The sequence below is a fragment of the Corynebacterium sp. LaCa78 genome, from assembly GCF_046717505.1.
Taxonomy (GTDB): Bacteria; Actinomycetota; Actinomycetes; order Mycobacteriales; family Mycobacteriaceae; genus Corynebacterium.
In genome coordinates this window covers 63,648-78,412 of the sequence record NZ_CP177112.1, presented here as the reverse complement: position 1 = coordinate 78,412, position 14,765 = coordinate 63,648, and the positions used below count along the sequence as shown (strand labels likewise).

Sequence of the window (14,765 nt, the reverse complement as noted above, 5' to 3'; positions counted from 1 at the left end):
GGCGTGAGGTCAAGGGCTTGCCCATAAATTTCTTCAACTTTTCCAAAGAGGCCATTTACCTGCATTAACGCGTATGATTGGAAGGCATGGCTGTCGAATCTCTTGCAGAGTTGAAAAGCATTATTTCTGAACAACTCCTCAAGTTCGGGCGCGTGAACGAGGAAGATACACCCGAAGAAAAAGATTCGCCTCGCCTTGGCATCGCCTCCCCGGCCGCGGCCAGTGCTTTGCAGGATGACGTTGCCGATGAGATCGTTGACCGCCTCAAGGCCGAAAAGGATAAGTCCAGTCCCGGCGATTCCGCCCTCGACGCCGATGCCGCTAGGACGCTCCCTCTCGGCGCACGCACGAAGCCGCGCGGCGTTTTCGAAGACGATTGGGGCGCCCGCCCGAGCGACGAGCGCCCCTGGCCGGTCATCCTGGTCCACGGCACCTGCGATACCAAGGGCGTCTGGCAGATTATGGGCAATATCTTGCGCCAAGACGGTTGGGCGGTCTTTGCCCCTGACTACGGTCACCGCGCCACGCAGACCATCCCGGAATCATCCCAGCAGCTTGGCGCGTATATCGATACCGTGCTCGCCGTCACCGGGGCAGAAAAGGTCATCTTAGTAGGCCACTCCCAGGGCGGACTGCTCGCGCGGTACTGGATGCGCATGGACGGCGGCGCCGAAAAGGTCATCCACCTCATGAGCATCAGCGCGCCTAATCATGGGACGACCCACGGGGGCATCGCCAGTCGCCTCATTCGCACCCAACGCCAAGAGGCGGTGATCCGCTCCATTATCGATGGCTGGTTTGGCCCCGCCGGCATGGACCAGGTGGTAGGCAGCGAGGTGCTTCGCGATGTCAACCGCGACGGCGACCTCGAATCCGGCGTGAGCTACACCTGCATCGCCACGCGTTCCGATGCCGTCGTCGTCCCGCCCGAGACCTGCTTCCTCGACCCCGAGGGCGCGCCCGAAGGTGCGGTGCGCAATATCTATATCCAAGATTTTGACCGCCACGCCGTGGTCATGCACGAAGATATGCCCATGGATAAGCGCGTGCACGCCATCGTGCGCACGCTGCTCAGGATGGTCGAGCACACGCCGCGATAATTAAATCTCCAGCTCATCGAGCAGGGCATCAAAGGCCGGGCCCACCTGCGTGCGCCACAGCGTATCCACCTTCTTGTCCCCGCGGCCAGGCCCACCGTTAATAACGGCCACGCGCTTGCCCTGCTTCTTTGCCTCAAGCACAAAGCGATATCCACTCATCACCGCCAGCGAAGAACCGGCCACCAGCAGCGAATTAGCCTCGTTCAAGAGCGCAAAGGCCGCATCCCGCCGCGTGGCTGGCACGGGCTCGCCAAAATACACCACGTCAGGCTTGAGCAACTCCGATCCGCAACGCTCGCAGCCAGCCATTCGAAACGCCGCGACGTCTTTCTCATCCAGCGTCACGTCACCATCCGGGTTAACTTGGTCCCTTTCCACCACTAGGCGCTCCAGGTAGCCCGGGTTCGCGGCAGCCAATCGCGCATCGAAGTGCCCGCGATCCTCATAGTGACCACACAACAGGCAGACCACGGTTTCCATATCGCCGTGCAGCGTGACCAGCCTGTCCGTACCCGCCCGTTTATGCAGACCATCCACGTTCTGGGTCACCACACCATTGACCAGCCCGGCGCGCTCCAACTCCACGAGCGCATAATGCGTGCGATTGGGTGCCGCGGAATCCATCACGCGCCAGCCCACGAAACTGCGCGCCCAATACCTATGGCTAGCGGCCGGGTCGTGGCGAAATTCCTGATACGTCATCGGCCGGTGCCTGCTCAGCGAGCCCCGCGGTCCGCGATAATCCGGCACCCCCGATTCCGTCGATACCCCCGCCCCGGTCAGTACCATCACCGGCCCTTCTCGCAGCTGCTTGGCGATGTCCCCCAAAGCCTGCCCCGCCTCCGTATGCGGAGCTGTCTCCTCCACGACGCGCGCAATCGATCGCAGCGCAGACTGATGTGCGTGGGCTACGGCGGGATCCATACCCACCAATCTAATCAAGCGATTGCGAGTTTTTACCAAATTTCGCAAGTAGGACGTACCAAATCTCTAAAGTAGAGCGCACAAAATTTCGCAAGTAGATTTACCTATCCCCAGCTCACGGGTATTTTTTAATAGGAAAAGGAGCCGCCTGCCTTGCGGCAGCGGCTCCTTATCTTGGTAGTGCTAGCTCTCTGGTAGCTGCTCTACGTATAACCACTCAGAATCTAGCTCCCCGTGGCGCGAGCACTTGGTATGCCAGCCATCGGGGCGCACCTGGGCCACCATGCGGCGGCCGCAGATCTGGCAGTAGCGCGGCACGTCGAGGCCGGCAGCTGCAGCAGGGTGCAGCGTGAAGACCTCTTCGATCGGCTTGCCGGTATTGGGGTGGAAAATTGGCTCGTCCCCGGCCAGGACGGCGGTTGCCAACTCAGAGTTCGGCTCGGACACTACAGAGCCTTGATCGGGAGATCGATGCGGCCCAGCATGTCCACATCCTTTTCGATTTCCTGACCCAGGGTGGTCAAGTAATTGCCGGCAATGATGGCGTTGATGCCGCCGAGCAGACCGCGCTCGGTGCCGTCATCGCCAAGCGAAAGCTCGCGGCCGCCAGCGAAGCGGAGGGTGGTGGAGGGCATCGCCAAGCGGAATGCAGCAACGGCGCGCAGGCCCTCACCCAGCGGAACCAGCGGGCGATCAGCGAATGGGGTGCCCGGGCGAGGGTCGAGGAAGTTCATCGGAACCTCGCACGGATCGATCTCTGCCAGCTGGGCTGCGAACTCGGCGCGCTGCTCCAGGGACTCGCCCATGCCGATGATGCCGCCACAGCAGACTTCCATGCCTACCTCGCGCACGTAGTCCAGGGTCTTCTTGCGCTCTTCCCAGGTGTGGGTGGTGACCACGTTGGGGAAGTAGGAGCGGGAGGTCTCCAGGTTGTGGTTGTAGCGCTGTGCGCCCATGTCCTTCAGGCGCTGTGCCTGCTCGCGGGTCAGGGTGCCCAGGGAGCAGGAAATCTCGATGTCAACGGCATCATTAATGGCGGCGATGGCCTCGCCCACCTGGTCCAGCAGGCGGTCATCCGGGGACTTCACCGCAGCGACGATGCAGAACTCGGTAGCGCCGGTCTTGGCGGTCTTCTGCGCCGCCTCCACCAGCTCAGGGATGTTCAGGCGCACTGCGCGCACTGGGGACTCGAAGAGGCCGGACTGGGAGCAGAAGTGGCAATCTTCTGGGCAACCACCAGTCTTGATGGAGATAATGCCTTCCACCGATACGTCCGGGCCGCACCACTTCAGGCGGGTCTGGTGGGCGATATCAGCAATTTCTTCCAGCTGGGAATCTGGAACCTGCAGTACTTGTAGTAGTTCTTCCTGGTTAAGGCCTTTGCCTTGCTCCAGAGCTTTCTCACGGGCGATGTCGATGATGCTCATGCAGTGAACCATACTTGAACGCCGTTCAACTTTGGCCAAAATCACAAAATTTTTTTCGCGGGATTACCCTAAGGGGCATGACGCTTTACAATGACACCCTCGAACTCCTCCAAGAACTCATCCGCAATGCTTGCGTGAACGACCTCACCCCGGATTCCGGCTTTGAGGTGCGCAATGCCGATACGCTAGAGAACTTTTTTGCCGGCGAAGACGTCTCCATCGAGCGCTTTGAATCCCACCCGGGCCGCGTCTCCATCGTGGTGACCGTCCCCGGCGATCCCGCCAAGGAACCACTCACTCTTATGGGGCATACCGATGTCGTGCCCGTCGACGAACCCAAGTGGACCAAGCCGCCCTTCGAGGCACTCATTGAAGACGGCAAGCTATACGGCCGCGGTTCCGTAGATATGCTCTTTATTACCGCCACCATGGCCGCCGTCACCCGCGAGGTAGCGCGCGCCGGCAACCCCGGCGGAACGCTTGCCTTCGTGGGCATGGCCGATGAAGAGGCCCGCGGTGGCCTGGGCGTGCGGTGGATGGCAGAAAACCACCCCGATGCCTTCTCCTGGAAGAACTGCCTCTCCGAGACCGGCGGTAGCCACCTGCCCGGCGCGGTGGGCTTCAACGTGGGAGAAAAGGGCGCTGGCCAGCGCCGCCTCCACGTCACTGGCGATGCCGGACACGGCTCGACGCCCTACGGCAAGGACTTTGCCATCGTAAAGATTGGCGAGGTCGCCCGCCGCATCGCCGAGGCCGAGCCACCCACAGCCTCCAACGAGATCTGGGAGGGCTTCGTCCGCACCTTCAAGTTCGATCCTGAGACCGAAAAAGAGCTTATCGATGGCACCGGTGACTACACCAAGTTCGGCAACCTCGATGCCTACGCCCACGCCTTTAGCCACACCACCATCGCCGAGACCGTCCTGCGTGCCGGCGGGGCCATCAATGTGCTGCCTTCCCACGCCTACCTTGAGATGGATATCCGCCCCTTCCCTGGGCAAACCCAGGAAGACTTGGACGATTTCCTCCGCAGCGCACTGGGCGATCTTGCCGATGAGGTAGAAATCGAACACCTCATTACCGAAAACGCCACCCAGTCCTCCACCGATACCGAGCTCTGGCGCACCATTGAGGCCACCGCCAAAGAGTTCTTCCCCAATAAAGACGTCGTCCCCGTCCACGCCACCGGTGGTTCCGACCTCCGCTTCGCCCGCCGCAAGGGCGGCAATGCCTATGGCTTTGCGATGCACGCCGAGGGCCGCGATATGGCCAGCGCCAACTCGCAATTACACAGCCACGATGAGCACCTCTACCTCGAGGACCTAGATCTCACCGTGCGCGCCTACCACAGCTTGGTCAACCGCTTTTTGGGTCTGAACCAGTAGCACTCTCCCCTCGCTTTTACGCGGTGACCTGAAAATAGATCCCGGCATGCGCACTGCAGCCGGGATTAAACATATGCCCACACTTCGGGCATGCCTCGACAGAGGAATACAGCCGGTAATCCATCTCGAGGCCACAGGAACCGCAGAGGGCAGCGGGGGCATCGACAAGCATGGGCCCAAACTCATGATCCGTCAGCTCCGCATGGCACAGCGCGCACGCGAAGTACTCGCCGCAGGTCGCGCACTTATTGGCCACCACGTCGAGCGGGGAATGCCAATGCTTGCACCGGCCCTCCGCATCAATCGCGCCGCGAATCTTCATGGTTCTGCCACTCCTTCTTCTTCGCCTCCGACTTCTTTGCATTGCGCACCGCCATCACCCCAAAGGCAATGGCAATAACTATAGGCATCCACACCCTGCTGTAATCCATAAGGAAAACCACCCATTCCGGAGGTACAAAGTGCACCGCAAACTGCGGCGCGGGCAAGGTAATCTGCGGTGGCTCCGGCAGGTTCGGCAAATTTGGCAGCGGAAGGTAAATCTCTGGGAAATCTACATCTGGCAGCTCCCAATCCGGCAGCAAGCGCGAGAGGATGCGGCTAATAATAGGAGCCAAAACAATCATCGCGATGGCCCACCCGGACTTCCCCAGCCCACCGAGCAGTGGATACAGCACGCGCTTGAAGGGGCTTTCTTCCATTGCCCGGCGCCGCTTTTCACCCAAGGAGCCCGGCGGCGGATCAAAGGCCACGGCCTCCTCCCCATCGCGGTAGTAGACATCCTGTATCTCCCCGAAGGGCGTGGCTTGGATATCTACATAAGGCTTAGTCAGCGGCGCACTATTCTCACTGAATGAGAGATCGTTTTCCAGATTCTTCTGCAATGAATAACGGCCGCCACGCGGCTTGTCGTGCCGGCTGCGAACCTCGCCATTGACCACGATCTGCATGCGGGGTGCAGGATTCTTGCGCCAGAGCTGGATGCGGTGGATAAAGGGGGCATCGCCAAGCACCGGCGTAAATTCCTTCGGCTCCTTGGGCCATTCGCCCTGCTCAGCGAACTCGGCATCGTAGCCGCGCTCAACCTCGAGCAGGCCAGCCTCAGGGTGGTCCAACCGCCAGATTTCCATCAGCGCTTCCTCAACTTGGCGCCCAATTTGCTAGCACCCAACGCCAAAAGGACCACTACCGGCAGGTAAATCCATGTCCCCTCGTTGAAGTACATCTCCATGGCCGCGAAATAGGCGATGCCCGCAACCCAGAAGATGGTCCATGAGTAGCGGAATGTGGCGGCATCGATAAGAGCAATAAGCACGGTAAGCCCACCCATGATGCCGAGCAGCGTCGTTCCGGAAACCGCCTGGTAAATCGCCGGCGGGAGCACCAGGAAGTTAGCGATCATCGCCAAAGGCGCCCACCACTGCCACCACGCGCGGCCGGGTTCTTCCTGCGTTTCCTGCTCCTGGCTCATACCCTCCTCAAGCTAGCACATAATTTTGTTTTTTGAGCCGGTTATCCTGACGGAAGAATATGCATTCCTACCTGCGAAAACGCGTTAAAACAGGCGAATGTCCGGCGGGTGTTCTATAGTGTTTTTCGTACACACGTTCACAACACAAATTTAGGTTTTAAGCGCCATGGAAGATCCATACTTTTCCACGACCAACACCAAAGACCCCACTACACGCTTAGCTTTTGAGATGCGAAAATCTGAATACGAGTTCTGGACTGAACAGATCCCCGATCTCGATTCTGATTTCGAATTAGTCACCCAATCCCTTTACCGCACCACCGGAGTTAATCAGGGGCGAATCGGCCATATTCTGATGGCCCTGTATCGCCTAGAAGAGCTCCCGCAGCTGAAAGAGCTGCAGCACCAGCTTTACCACTTAGATTTAGACCGCCTCATTGCCATCAATAAATCCCTTAACCGCCTGGGCAACCCGGCCCCGGAGGTAGTCGCGCGCATCGATGAGCAGCTCACCGCCTACCTCACCCCCACCCGCGCCAACCAGGCCATGCGGACGCAAGCGCAGATTAAAAGGAAGATCAACGAGCTCATCAACCTCGAAGATGACACCCTTGCGGTCAAGAAGGGGCCGACCCAGCCGCGCTACACCATGGAGAATTGGGGAAACAATACCGCAGCAATGACGCTGAGCGCGGATCCCTCGGTGATGGCGTGCGTAGATAAGTGCATCAAGGAGACTGCGCTCAAGCTGGATTGCTCGCTTGCCGATGCCGCCATTTCCCTCCTCACCGGCAATACCGAAGCACCCCAGGTCATCCTGAATGCCTACAAGGCAACCGATGTCCCCAACTCCCCCGCATTCATTGAATCCGTTGGGTGGCTCGACCCGGCGCGCTCCAACGCCCTGCCCTACTCCAAGATCCGGGAACTGAACCCGGATAAAGAGGTAAAGGGATATGTCACCCCGCCGGATATGGCAGCCTACCTCGAAGGATTCGACGGCACCTGCCGCTACCCTGGCTGCAACCGCCCTGCCACGGTGTGCCAGAAGGATCACCGCATCAACCACGCGGATGGCGGGCCGACGACTCCCGCAAACCTTGCGTGCCTGTGCCAACACCACCACAACATAAAGACCGATGGCCGGGCCTTTTACGTCATGGATCCGCACACCCGGGACATTATTTGGTTCTTCGAGGACGGCACCTGGACCGTCACCGAGCCCTCCGGCCCGCTGGCGGAAAAGAATAAGAATTGGGTGCAGACTTTTGCACAAACCATGACCGCCCACCGCGCACGGGCCTACGAAGAGGCCCACGAAGCACAGGAAAAAGAAAAAACCATCCCAAGGAAGGAGGATTAAAAACGCCCACTGCCATACATTGGTTGGCATGATGCAAAAATTATTCACGCTCGACGAGCTGATCATTTCCCAGACCAAGTCCCTCCTCAAGGATCGATTCATGATTTCTGATGTCAACGGGACCCCAGTGGGCACCATCGTGCAATCCACCAGCCTTAAGGAGATGGTGTTTAAACCCTCCCGTAGCTTGGAGGTCGCACTCACGGATGCCGAAGGCAACCCCCAACAAACAGTCATGACGATCTCGGATCCGCCGAATTTTTTGCGGGATACCTACGAGGTACACCTACCGGGAATTGAACAGCCCATGGCCGTTATCACCAAGCGCTTCTCCATGTTCAAAACCAAGATGGAATTAACAATGGGGGGCTTTGCCGACGTCGAAGTGCACGGCGATTTCTGGGATTGGAACCTCACCATCACCTCCCAGGATCGCCAGCTTGCCGATGTCTCCAATAAATGGACCGGCATGGGCAACTACTTCATGGGTAAAAACACGTATCTCCTGCGGATCGCGCCAGGCCTCAACGAGCAACAGCACGCCGCCATCATCGGCGCCGTAATGAGCATGGACATGCTGCGCACGAAGAAAAAGAAAAACAGCAACTAGGTGCGCGCATGGAAATCATTGCAAACGGTGTTTCAGGACTGGCCCTACTGTAAGCACCGAGGTTCCAATTCCGGATACGGCAAGTGCCGCTGCCGGGCCGATGGCACTTACGATAGGCGCCCCGATAATGTATCCGATAAGCATCGCAGAGCTATTTATCGATCCCATCGTAGAAAGGGCTTTGGGCTTCACCCCATCAGGTACGGTTCCCACCACGATGATTCGCAGTGCGGCCACCTGAATGGCATTGCATACTCCGCCAAGGAATGAAGTGCCCCGAGTTTTGTTCCTAGGCATTTGCCTTGATTTCTATTATTGCCTGTGGCGGGTTCTGCTTCCAAAACTCGGTTTCCACCTCGGCTGGGGTTCGGTATCCCAAGCTTTGGTGGAGCCTTACCTCGTTCCACCATGACACCCACTCGAACGTCGCAATTTCTACCTCGATAACATCATTCCACCTGCGAGTATGGATGAGTTCGTTCTTATGAGGGGCCGTTAACGTTTTCAGCCAGTGCATTGTCATATAAGTCACCACACTTCCGGTGGAAGCAGTGATCCCGTGTTGGGCAAGTCGCTGGTTGTAGACCACGCTGACATACTGCGATCCGTGATCCGAATGGTGAATGAGACCTGTTGTTTCCTCAGCACACACGATTGCCTGGTTGAGAGCTTGCAGCGGCAGTGCTTCGGTGCGCATCGAGTCTGATAACGCCCACCCAACGATCCGTCGGGAGTAAACGTCGGTGACAAACGCGGCATACACAAAGCCTTTCTTCGTGCGCACGTAGGTAATGTCGGCCACCCACAGCTTATTCGGGCCCCGGGCTTTAAATTCACGCTCGACCAAATCCGGGCGCAGATCCGGCACGTTGAGGTGTACGCGTTGTGATTGGTGATCCGCCTGTGCCTGTGCCAGAAACACCAGCCAGGCGCATCAGCCGAGCGGTTTGTTCACGACCGATATCGATTCCGTCACGGTGAAGCGCATGCCACATTTTCCGCACGCCGTAAACACCGTCATTATCCCGATGAACAGCACTAATGCGTTCAACCAACGCAGCATCGCGAAGTCGACGAGCACTTAACCCACGGGCCTTGGACTGGCGATACCCACGCGAGGTGATAAACCCACCAGCCCGGTTATTTTTCAACGTCTTACAAATGAACTCGACAGAGAAATAATTCCGGTATTCATCGATGAACCGGATCATAACCGAGGCTTGGGGCCTGGTCATGAGGCGAAAAAGCTGAGGCAGCCTTCAGCAGCTCATTAGTGTCGCGTAGCTGGTGATTTTCACGGCGCAGCCTCGCGTTTTCGGCGGCCAAATCTTCACACACAGGTTCTGGGATGTTTCCCGAACGGCGGGCCTGCTGGGTCCATTGACGAGCCGTGTGCCATGAAACCCCCAACTTTGGAGCTACTGCCTGGCACGCGGGGTGCATCGACATATTTTCCGCCACGATGCGATCTTCCACGAGACGGACCACACGATCCTTTGCATCCTGGTCAAATTTTCTCGGCACGTTCCAGATTTTCCCATCTACTCAAACGGAACAAAACCTGGGACACTTCACACCAACGCCGTGTCCACTACTCGGGGGACACCCCCGCCCACCTCGGCACTCAACCCTGCTGTGGGGGTTACTCGTAGCGAAGCGAGCTGAACATCCCGGTTTCCAGGTGATAGGCGTTATGGCAGTGAAATGCCCACTCACCGGGGTTGTCAGCGATCAGGTCGGCGATCATGGTTTCACCGTGGCGGAGAAGGACGGTGTCCTTGCGTAGCCCGCCGCTGCCGGGCAGCGCCCACGTGTGGCCGTGGATGTGCATGGGATGGGGCATCATGGTTCTGTTGCGCATGACCATCCGCAGGCGCTGGCCCTCCTGCACGGTCGCGGAGGAGGATTGGCCGTCGGTGAGAATGCTCCATTCATACGGCATCATCTGCCCGCCCAGGTCGATACTGACTTCTCGGTCTGGTGTGTCCTCGGGCAGGAGTGCACGGTCTGCTGGCTTCAGGGAGGACAGAAGCAGTCCGGTGGACGACAACTCGGGGAAGTCGACATCGGGGTGGGGGGCCTGGCCGCCGGCGGTGCGGATGACGGCGAAGGCGCGGTCGTCCTTACCCACCGCCAAAGCCGTGAGCGGGAAGATGCCGTCGCCGAGGATGACCTCGACGTCGACACGCTCGCCCATCGACAGGTAGATCGATTCGGTCTCCCGAGGCTGGACGGGGAAGCCGTCGGTGTGGGTGACGGTCATGCGGTGACCACCGAGGGCCACCTTGAAGATGGTGTCACCGCCGGAGTTGATAAACCGCAGGCGGGCCTTGTCGCCCGGGCGAGCCTCGAAGGTCCGGTGAGCACGGGGGATACGTCCGTTGATGAGGTAGTGCGGATACATCACATCGCCAGCATCCCCGCCCAGTACCCGGTCCGGGGTGCCGTGCATCATCTGGCCGTGACCTCCCATTCCCTTCTTCCCGTTATGGTCGCCTGAACCCATTCCGGTGAGCTTGTCGAGCTCATCGTCGGGAGTGCCCTGAATGCCATCGACCCAGTCGTCGAGCACGATGGTCCACTCGACGTCCTGGTCCTCAGCGTCTTGCGGGTCACGGACGATCAGTGGGGCGTGGAGGCCGCGATCAAGCTGCAGGCCGGAGTGGGAATGGTAGAAGTAGGTGCCACTGTGGGGGACTTCAAAAACATAGGAGAAAGACTCGCCAGGTTCAATGGGGTCCTGGGTCATGCCGGGCACACCGTCGGCTGCGTTGTGGAGTGCGATACCATGCCAGTGGATGGAGGTGCTCTCAGGAAGTTCATTGGTGATATCGACCTGGAGGACGTCGCCGGCGGTGGCCTCAATGGCCGCATCCCCGGTGTCAGAGACGTACCCCCACGTCTTGGCTTCGATGCCGCCGATATCCAGAGAGAGGGGCCGGGCGGTCAGTGTCCGGCGCACCGTCGGCTCACCTCGCGCAGTGGGGGTGGGAGTGGGGCGAAGAGAGGAACCTGGTGCCGAGGCAGCGGGTCCAGGGTCGCTGGTGCAGGCGGCCACGGCCCCGGTGCCGGCGAGGACGAGCCCGCCGAGCAGAAACTGTCGTCGGGAAAATCCGTTCATCATGATTTAACCTTCCTTGGTGTTAGATTTCAGTGACACGGGAGACAGGCGCAGGTGAGGACCCTGCTGAGCCATCACGTCAGGTGCAGGTCTGTGACACAGGTGGCACCATCGTCGGCGGTGGAAAACTCCGCGGTGCCGGTACGCCCCTGGTAGCTGACCTCAATCAGGCCGGTGGCATCATCGGGAAGCCAGAAGCCAATAAACCCGTTGTCGAAGGTGGTTGTCGCCTCGTCCACCAGCACCTCACCGGTCGCCTCATCGGTGATCGTGATCTGGATATCCTCATTGTCGAGTTCCCCCAGGCAGGTCGTGAGGCTGTGGTAGAAGCAGTCGTGGGTGGAGGTGAGATAGGGCGCGATCGAGACATACGTCTGATTGTCGGGAAGATCGACCACGACTTCCTGGTCATCGCTCGAGAGCAGCAGTTCATCGGCACGCACTGAAGCGATCAGATCCGTGGGACGCTCAGTGACCTTCTGCCGGTCGAGGTGATCAATGATCTCCACCGCGTCCATGGCGGCCAGGCCATGGGTAGTCAGGAATGTATCCCGGGACACCGTCCCGTCGGCGGTGGGTTCCGGGTCGGCGGCCGAACACCCCGTGAGGGCGAGGGCAAGGGCGGCGGCTGCGATCGCTGCTCGTTTCACGTCAATCTCCTTGGATCGTGGTAAGACCGTGAGAAGACACCGCCTCAAGGTCGATGTCATACCTTTATCTAGCACGGGTGCCTGACGGACTAGAAATCAAAAGCCCTGCTCACAGCCTTATAACAGGGCGAAAAGGGGGTGGATTCGGTGGGCTGGGTCACCACCGGGACACCACCCCACAGCCGTGGGCGATGTCCTTCTACCCGCCCCGGGTATGCGGTGCAGGCAGTGAAATCCCTGGTGGCGCCTGCTGAACCGACCAGGGGAGGCGATGCCGCCGGCCCGGGGTGGGGCACAAGGGTGACGGCAGTCGAAGGGTGATGTTTGAAGATTTGATGAAGATTGCCCCGCCGGGCACTGAGCGAGGGTGGTATTCCCCCCTGACCGGAGCAATACTGGGGCCTATGGCTGACCGCACACCGACCACCGCCACGCCCCCGGGGCGGGTGCTGGTCGTCGATGATGAACAACCCCTGGCTCAGATGGTGGCCTCCTACCTCATCAGGGCCGGCTTCGATACCCGCCAGGCTCACACCGGCACCCAGGCCGTGGACGAGGCTCGTCGCTTTTCCCCTGATGTTGTGGTGCTGGATCTGGGGCTGCCCGAACTCGACGGCCTGGAGGTGTGCCGACGGATCCGCACCTTCTCGGACTGCTACATCCTCATGCTCACCGCGCGTGGCAGCGAGGACGACAAGATCAGCGGTTTGACCTTGGGGGCGGATGACTACATCACCAAACCTTTTAGCATCCGGGAACTGGTGACCCGGGTGCATGCGGTGCTGCGCCGCCCGCGCACCAGCACCACCCCACCGCAGGTGACCACCCCCTTGATCGTTGGTGACCTCATCCTTGACCCCGTCGCCCATCAGGTGCGGGTGGGGGAGACGACCGTGGAGCTCACCCGCACGGAGTTCGAGCTGCTGGTTGCCCTGGCCCTGCGCCCCAGCCAGGTGCTGACCCGCCACGACCTGGTCACCGAGGTCTGGGACACCACCTGGGTCGGTGATGAACGCATCGTCGATGTCCACATCGGCAACTTGCGTCGCAAGCTCGGCACCGACACCCGGGGCCGGGGGTTTATCGACACCGTGCGTGGCGTGGGCTACCGGGTGGGGCAACCATGAATCACGGACCCGGCCTGACCTTCCGCTTCCTGGCCGCCCAGGTGTTGGTCGTGGTGATTAGCCTGCTGGTGGCCGCGGCCGTGGCCACGACGGTGGGTCCGACCCTGTTCCATGATCATATGTTGATGACCGGCCAGGAGGACCCCTCGCTGGAGCTGTTCCATGCCGAGCAGGCCTACCGGGGCGCCAACCTGATCACCCTGGCCGTCGCCCTGCCCACCGCCTTGATCAGCGCCCTGCTGGCCAGCCTGTGGTTATCGCGTCGTCTGCGCACCCCCCTGCAGGATCTCACCCGCGCCGCTACCAGCCTGACGGCCGGCAACTCCCGTATCCGCGTGCCCGCCGGAAAAGCAGGCCCCGAGGTCACCACCCTGGCGCATGCCTTCAACACCATGGCCGATCGGCTGGAACACACCGAACAGGTCCGCCGCCAGATGCTCTCTGATCTGGCCCACGAAATGGGCACCCCCTTATCGGTGCTCACGGTCTACCTCGATGGTCTCCAGGACGGGGTCGTGGACTGGAATAATGCCACCCACACGATCATGGCTGACCAACTCACCCGCCTGACCCGGTTGATGGAAGACATCGACGATGTCTCCCGGGCCCAGGAACACCGGATCGATTTGGACCTGGCGGAGGAAGGGCTCGGGGATCTGCTCCATACCGCCGCTGCTGCCGCGGGGGAAGCTTATGCTGACAAAGGCGTCGATTTACAGATCGAGACCATTACACACACCGCCCGGGCGCTCGTGGACCGGCAACGCTTCGGCCAGGTGATGAGCAATCTCCTGTCGAACGCGCTACGACACACCCCGGCCGGCGGGCAGGTCCGGATCAGCGTCCACCGACAGGGGGCGTCCACCGCACTCATCCACGTCGCCGATGACGGCGAGGGCATCCCGCCTGACCAGCTCAGATACATCTTCGAACGCTTCTACCGGGGGGATGCCGCCCGCAGCCGGGACGACGGCGGGGCCGGTATCGGTCTGACCATCTCCAAGGCATTGATCGAGGCCCACGGCGGCACTCTCACCGCCACCTCCCCCGGACCCGGTCGCGGAGCGGTGTTTGCCCTCCGCCTCCCGCTGTCCCCTCCCGACAGTGAGGAGGCTGCTCGGTGACCACACCCTGCCCCGCATGAGAGCCGCGCCCTCCACCCATTGAAAATATACCCCTGGGGGGTATATGCTAGAGAGTGGCATCGCCGCATCCCACCGACTCGTAGGAGCTTTCCCATGATCACCTCCCCGCCCCGCCTCTTGCCGATGGCCTCCCACGGCTGCAGCTGTTGCGGACCTGCCTCACGTGCCGACACCGCCTCCACCCCTGCCACCAGCGACTCGTCAGCAGGAGGGTCCTCCCCTAGCTACCAGGTCACCGGCCTGACCTGCGGGCACTGCGCGAAAAGCGTGACCCAGGCCCTTCAGGCCCTCCCCCAGGTCGACGACGTCCAGATTGATCTCGCTGCTGGTGGAGTTTCCACCATCACGGTCACCGGTGCCGTACCTCCGGAGATGGTTCGCCGGGCCATCGAGGAGGTCGGCTACACCGTCTTATCCTGATCAGTTTTACCCATCATCTCGA

The 14,765-nt window shown here is 60.4% G+C and carries 17 protein-coding genes and 1 pseudogene; 7 read left to right on the top strand and 11 right to left on the bottom strand.

The window, feature by feature from the left end; all coding sequences use genetic code 11:
• The first annotated feature begins 86 nt into the window (after positions 1–86).
• Positions 87–1,100, top strand: coding sequence for an esterase/lipase family protein (locus ACLI1O_RS00405; protein WP_239269681.1), 1,014 nt, complete (start codon positions 87–89; stop codon positions 1,098–1,100).
• Here ACLI1O_RS00405 and ACLI1O_RS00400 read toward each other — a convergent pair whose 3' ends face one another.
• From ACLI1O_RS00400 to bioB, 3 genes are all read right to left on the bottom strand, one after another.
• Positions 1,101–2,024, bottom strand: coding sequence for a Sir2 family NAD-dependent protein deacetylase (locus ACLI1O_RS00400; protein WP_239275733.1), 924 nt, complete (start codon positions 2,022–2,024; stop codon positions 1,101–1,103).
• A gap of 183 nt (positions 2,025–2,207) precedes the next feature.
• Entirely contained in the window at positions 2,208–2,471 is a 264-nt protein-coding gene (locus ACLI1O_RS00395) for a hypothetical protein (RefSeq protein WP_023024778.1), read from the bottom strand.
• The gene (gene bioB / locus ACLI1O_RS00390) at positions 2,471–3,451 is read right to left on the bottom strand and encodes a biotin synthase BioB (protein ID WP_005276160.1); all 981 of its coding nucleotides are present in this window, start codon (positions 3,449–3,451) and stop codon (positions 2,471–2,473) included. Before bioB ends, ACLI1O_RS00395 begins: the two co-directional genes overlap by 1 nt.
• 77 nt (positions 3,452–3,528) lie before the next feature.
• On the opposite strand from bioB, the gene ACLI1O_RS00385 reads away from it, so the two are divergent.
• Complete coding sequence (locus tag ACLI1O_RS00385) at positions 3,529–4,836, top strand: M20/M25/M40 family metallo-hydrolase (RefSeq protein ID WP_239269683.1); 1,308 nt, start codon at positions 3,529–3,531, stop codon at positions 4,834–4,836.
• A 16-nt stretch (positions 4,837–4,852) separates the two neighbouring features.
• On the opposite strand, the gene ACLI1O_RS00380 is transcribed toward ACLI1O_RS00385, so the two are convergent.
• From ACLI1O_RS00380 to ACLI1O_RS00370, 3 genes are read right to left on the bottom strand one after another with little or no spacing between them, the layout of a single operon-like run.
• Positions 4,853–5,158, bottom strand: a complete 306-nt coding sequence (locus ACLI1O_RS00380) for a CHY zinc finger protein (protein ID WP_239269684.1) — start codon at positions 5,156–5,158, stop codon at positions 4,853–4,855.
• Positions 5,136–5,966, bottom strand: coding sequence for a hypothetical protein (locus ACLI1O_RS00375; protein WP_239269685.1), 831 nt, complete (start codon positions 5,964–5,966; stop codon positions 5,136–5,138). The genes ACLI1O_RS00380 and ACLI1O_RS00375 overlap by 23 nt, the downstream gene beginning before the upstream one ends.
• On the bottom strand, positions 5,966–6,307 hold the full coding sequence (locus ACLI1O_RS00370; protein ID WP_239269686.1) for a heme transporter: 342 nt from the start codon (positions 6,305–6,307) through the stop codon (positions 5,966–5,968). Before ACLI1O_RS00370 ends, ACLI1O_RS00375 begins: the two co-directional genes overlap by 1 nt.
• Before the next feature lie 166 nt (positions 6,308–6,473).
• Here ACLI1O_RS00370 and ACLI1O_RS00365 point away from each other — a divergent pair, with 166 nt between their 5' ends.
• Both ACLI1O_RS00365 and ACLI1O_RS00360 read left to right on the top strand, forming a co-directional pair.
• Complete coding sequence (locus tag ACLI1O_RS00365; protein ID WP_411706889.1) at positions 6,474–7,670, top strand: HNH endonuclease signature motif containing protein; 1,197 nt, start codon at positions 6,474–6,476, stop codon at positions 7,668–7,670.
• A gap of 28 nt (positions 7,671–7,698) precedes the next feature.
• On the top strand, positions 7,699–8,280 hold the full coding sequence (locus ACLI1O_RS00360; protein WP_239269688.1) for an LURP-one-related/scramblase family protein: 582 nt from the start codon (positions 7,699–7,701) through the stop codon (positions 8,278–8,280).
• A 289-nt stretch (positions 8,281–8,569) separates the two neighbouring features.
• Here the strand turns inward: ACLI1O_RS00360 and ACLI1O_RS00355 are convergent, their stop codons facing one another.
• From ACLI1O_RS00355 to ACLI1O_RS00335, 5 genes and pseudogenes are all read right to left on the bottom strand, one after another.
• Positions 8,570–9,202, bottom strand: coding sequence for an IS3 family transposase (locus ACLI1O_RS00355; protein ID WP_239275731.1), 633 nt, complete (start codon positions 9,200–9,202; stop codon positions 8,570–8,572).
• Positions 9,114–9,491 (bottom strand): IS3 family transposase, encoded by a 378-nt coding sequence (locus ACLI1O_RS00350; protein ID WP_239275729.1) that lies wholly within the window; start codon positions 9,489–9,491, stop codon positions 9,114–9,116. The genes ACLI1O_RS00355 and ACLI1O_RS00350 overlap by 89 nt, the downstream gene beginning before the upstream one ends.
• A pseudogene (locus tag ACLI1O_RS00345) lies at positions 9,472–9,829 on the bottom strand (transposase). The gene ACLI1O_RS00350 and the pseudogene ACLI1O_RS00345 overlap by 20 nt, the downstream one beginning before the upstream one ends.
• Before the next feature lie 93 nt (positions 9,830–9,922).
• Positions 9,923–11,404, bottom strand: coding sequence for a multicopper oxidase domain-containing protein (locus ACLI1O_RS00340; RefSeq protein WP_411706888.1), 1,482 nt, complete (start codon positions 11,402–11,404; stop codon positions 9,923–9,925).
• 71 nt (positions 11,405–11,475) lie between these two features.
• Positions 11,476–12,051 carry a CueP family metal-binding protein gene (locus ACLI1O_RS00335; protein ID WP_023016447.1) on the bottom strand — a complete coding sequence of 192 codons (576 nt, stop codon included), beginning with the start codon at positions 12,049–12,051 and terminating at the stop codon, positions 11,476–11,478.
• 404 nt (positions 12,052–12,455) lie between these two features.
• On the opposite strand from ACLI1O_RS00335, the gene ACLI1O_RS00330 reads away from it, so the two are divergent.
• The 3 genes from ACLI1O_RS00330 to ACLI1O_RS00320 all read left to right on the top strand — a co-directional run bounded on the left by ACLI1O_RS00330 (position 12,456) and on the right by ACLI1O_RS00320 (position 14,743).
• Entirely contained in the window at positions 12,456–13,178 is a 723-nt protein-coding gene (locus ACLI1O_RS00330) for a response regulator transcription factor (protein WP_239269691.1), read from the top strand.
• Entirely contained in the window at positions 13,175–14,302 is a 1,128-nt protein-coding gene (locus tag ACLI1O_RS00325; protein WP_239269692.1) for a sensor histidine kinase, read from the top strand. The genes ACLI1O_RS00330 and ACLI1O_RS00325 overlap by 4 nt, the downstream gene beginning before the upstream one ends.
• A 114-nt stretch (positions 14,303–14,416) precedes the next feature.
• Positions 14,417–14,743, top strand: coding sequence for a heavy-metal-associated domain-containing protein (locus ACLI1O_RS00320; RefSeq protein ID WP_239269693.1), 327 nt, complete (start codon positions 14,417–14,419; stop codon positions 14,741–14,743).
• Positions 14,744–14,765: the final 22 nt, after the last annotated feature.

Bases quoted from the DNA above. Each gene is read 5' to 3' on its own strand.
- ACLI1O_RS00330 (WP_239269691.1), top strand. From the start codon at position 12,456: ATGGCTGACCGCACACCGACCACCGCCACGCCCCCGGGGCGGGTGCTG.
- ACLI1O_RS00350 (WP_239275729.1), bottom strand. From the start codon at position 9,491: ATGATCCGGTTCATCGATGAATACCGGAATTATTTCTCTGTCGAGTTC.
- ACLI1O_RS00325 (WP_239269692.1), top strand. From the start codon at position 13,175: ATGAATCACGGACCCGGCCTGACCTTCCGCTTCCTGGCCGCCCAGGTG.
- ACLI1O_RS00400 (WP_239275733.1), bottom strand. From the start codon at position 2,024: ATGGATCCCGCCGTAGCCCACGCACATCAGTCTGCGCTGCGATCGATT.
- ACLI1O_RS00380 (WP_239269684.1), bottom strand. From the start codon at position 5,158: ATGAAGATTCGCGGCGCGATTGATGCGGAGGGCCGGTGCAAGCATTGG.
- ACLI1O_RS00385 (WP_239269683.1), top strand. From the start codon at position 3,529: ATGACGCTTTACAATGACACCCTCGAACTCCTCCAAGAACTCATCCGC.
- ACLI1O_RS00370 (WP_239269686.1), bottom strand. From the start codon at position 6,307: ATGAGCCAGGAGCAGGAAACGCAGGAAGAACCCGGCCGCGCGTGGTGG.
- ACLI1O_RS00365 (WP_411706889.1), top strand. From the start codon at position 6,474: ATGGAAGATCCATACTTTTCCACGACCAACACCAAAGACCCCACTACA.
- ACLI1O_RS00405 (WP_239269681.1), top strand. From the start codon at position 87: ATGGCTGTCGAATCTCTTGCAGAGTTGAAAAGCATTATTTCTGAACAA.
- ACLI1O_RS00360 (WP_239269688.1), top strand. From the start codon at position 7,699: ATGATGCAAAAATTATTCACGCTCGACGAGCTGATCATTTCCCAGACC.
- ACLI1O_RS00375 (WP_239269685.1), bottom strand. From the start codon at position 5,966: ATGGAAATCTGGCGGTTGGACCACCCTGAGGCTGGCCTGCTCGAGGTT.
- ACLI1O_RS00340 (WP_411706888.1), bottom strand. From the start codon at position 11,404: ATGATGAACGGATTTTCCCGACGACAGTTTCTGCTCGGCGGGCTCGTC.
- bioB (WP_005276160.1), bottom strand. From the start codon at position 3,451: ATGAGCATCATCGACATCGCCCGTGAGAAAGCTCTGGAGCAAGGCAAA.
- ACLI1O_RS00320 (WP_239269693.1), top strand. From the start codon at position 14,417: ATGATCACCTCCCCGCCCCGCCTCTTGCCGATGGCCTCCCACGGCTGC.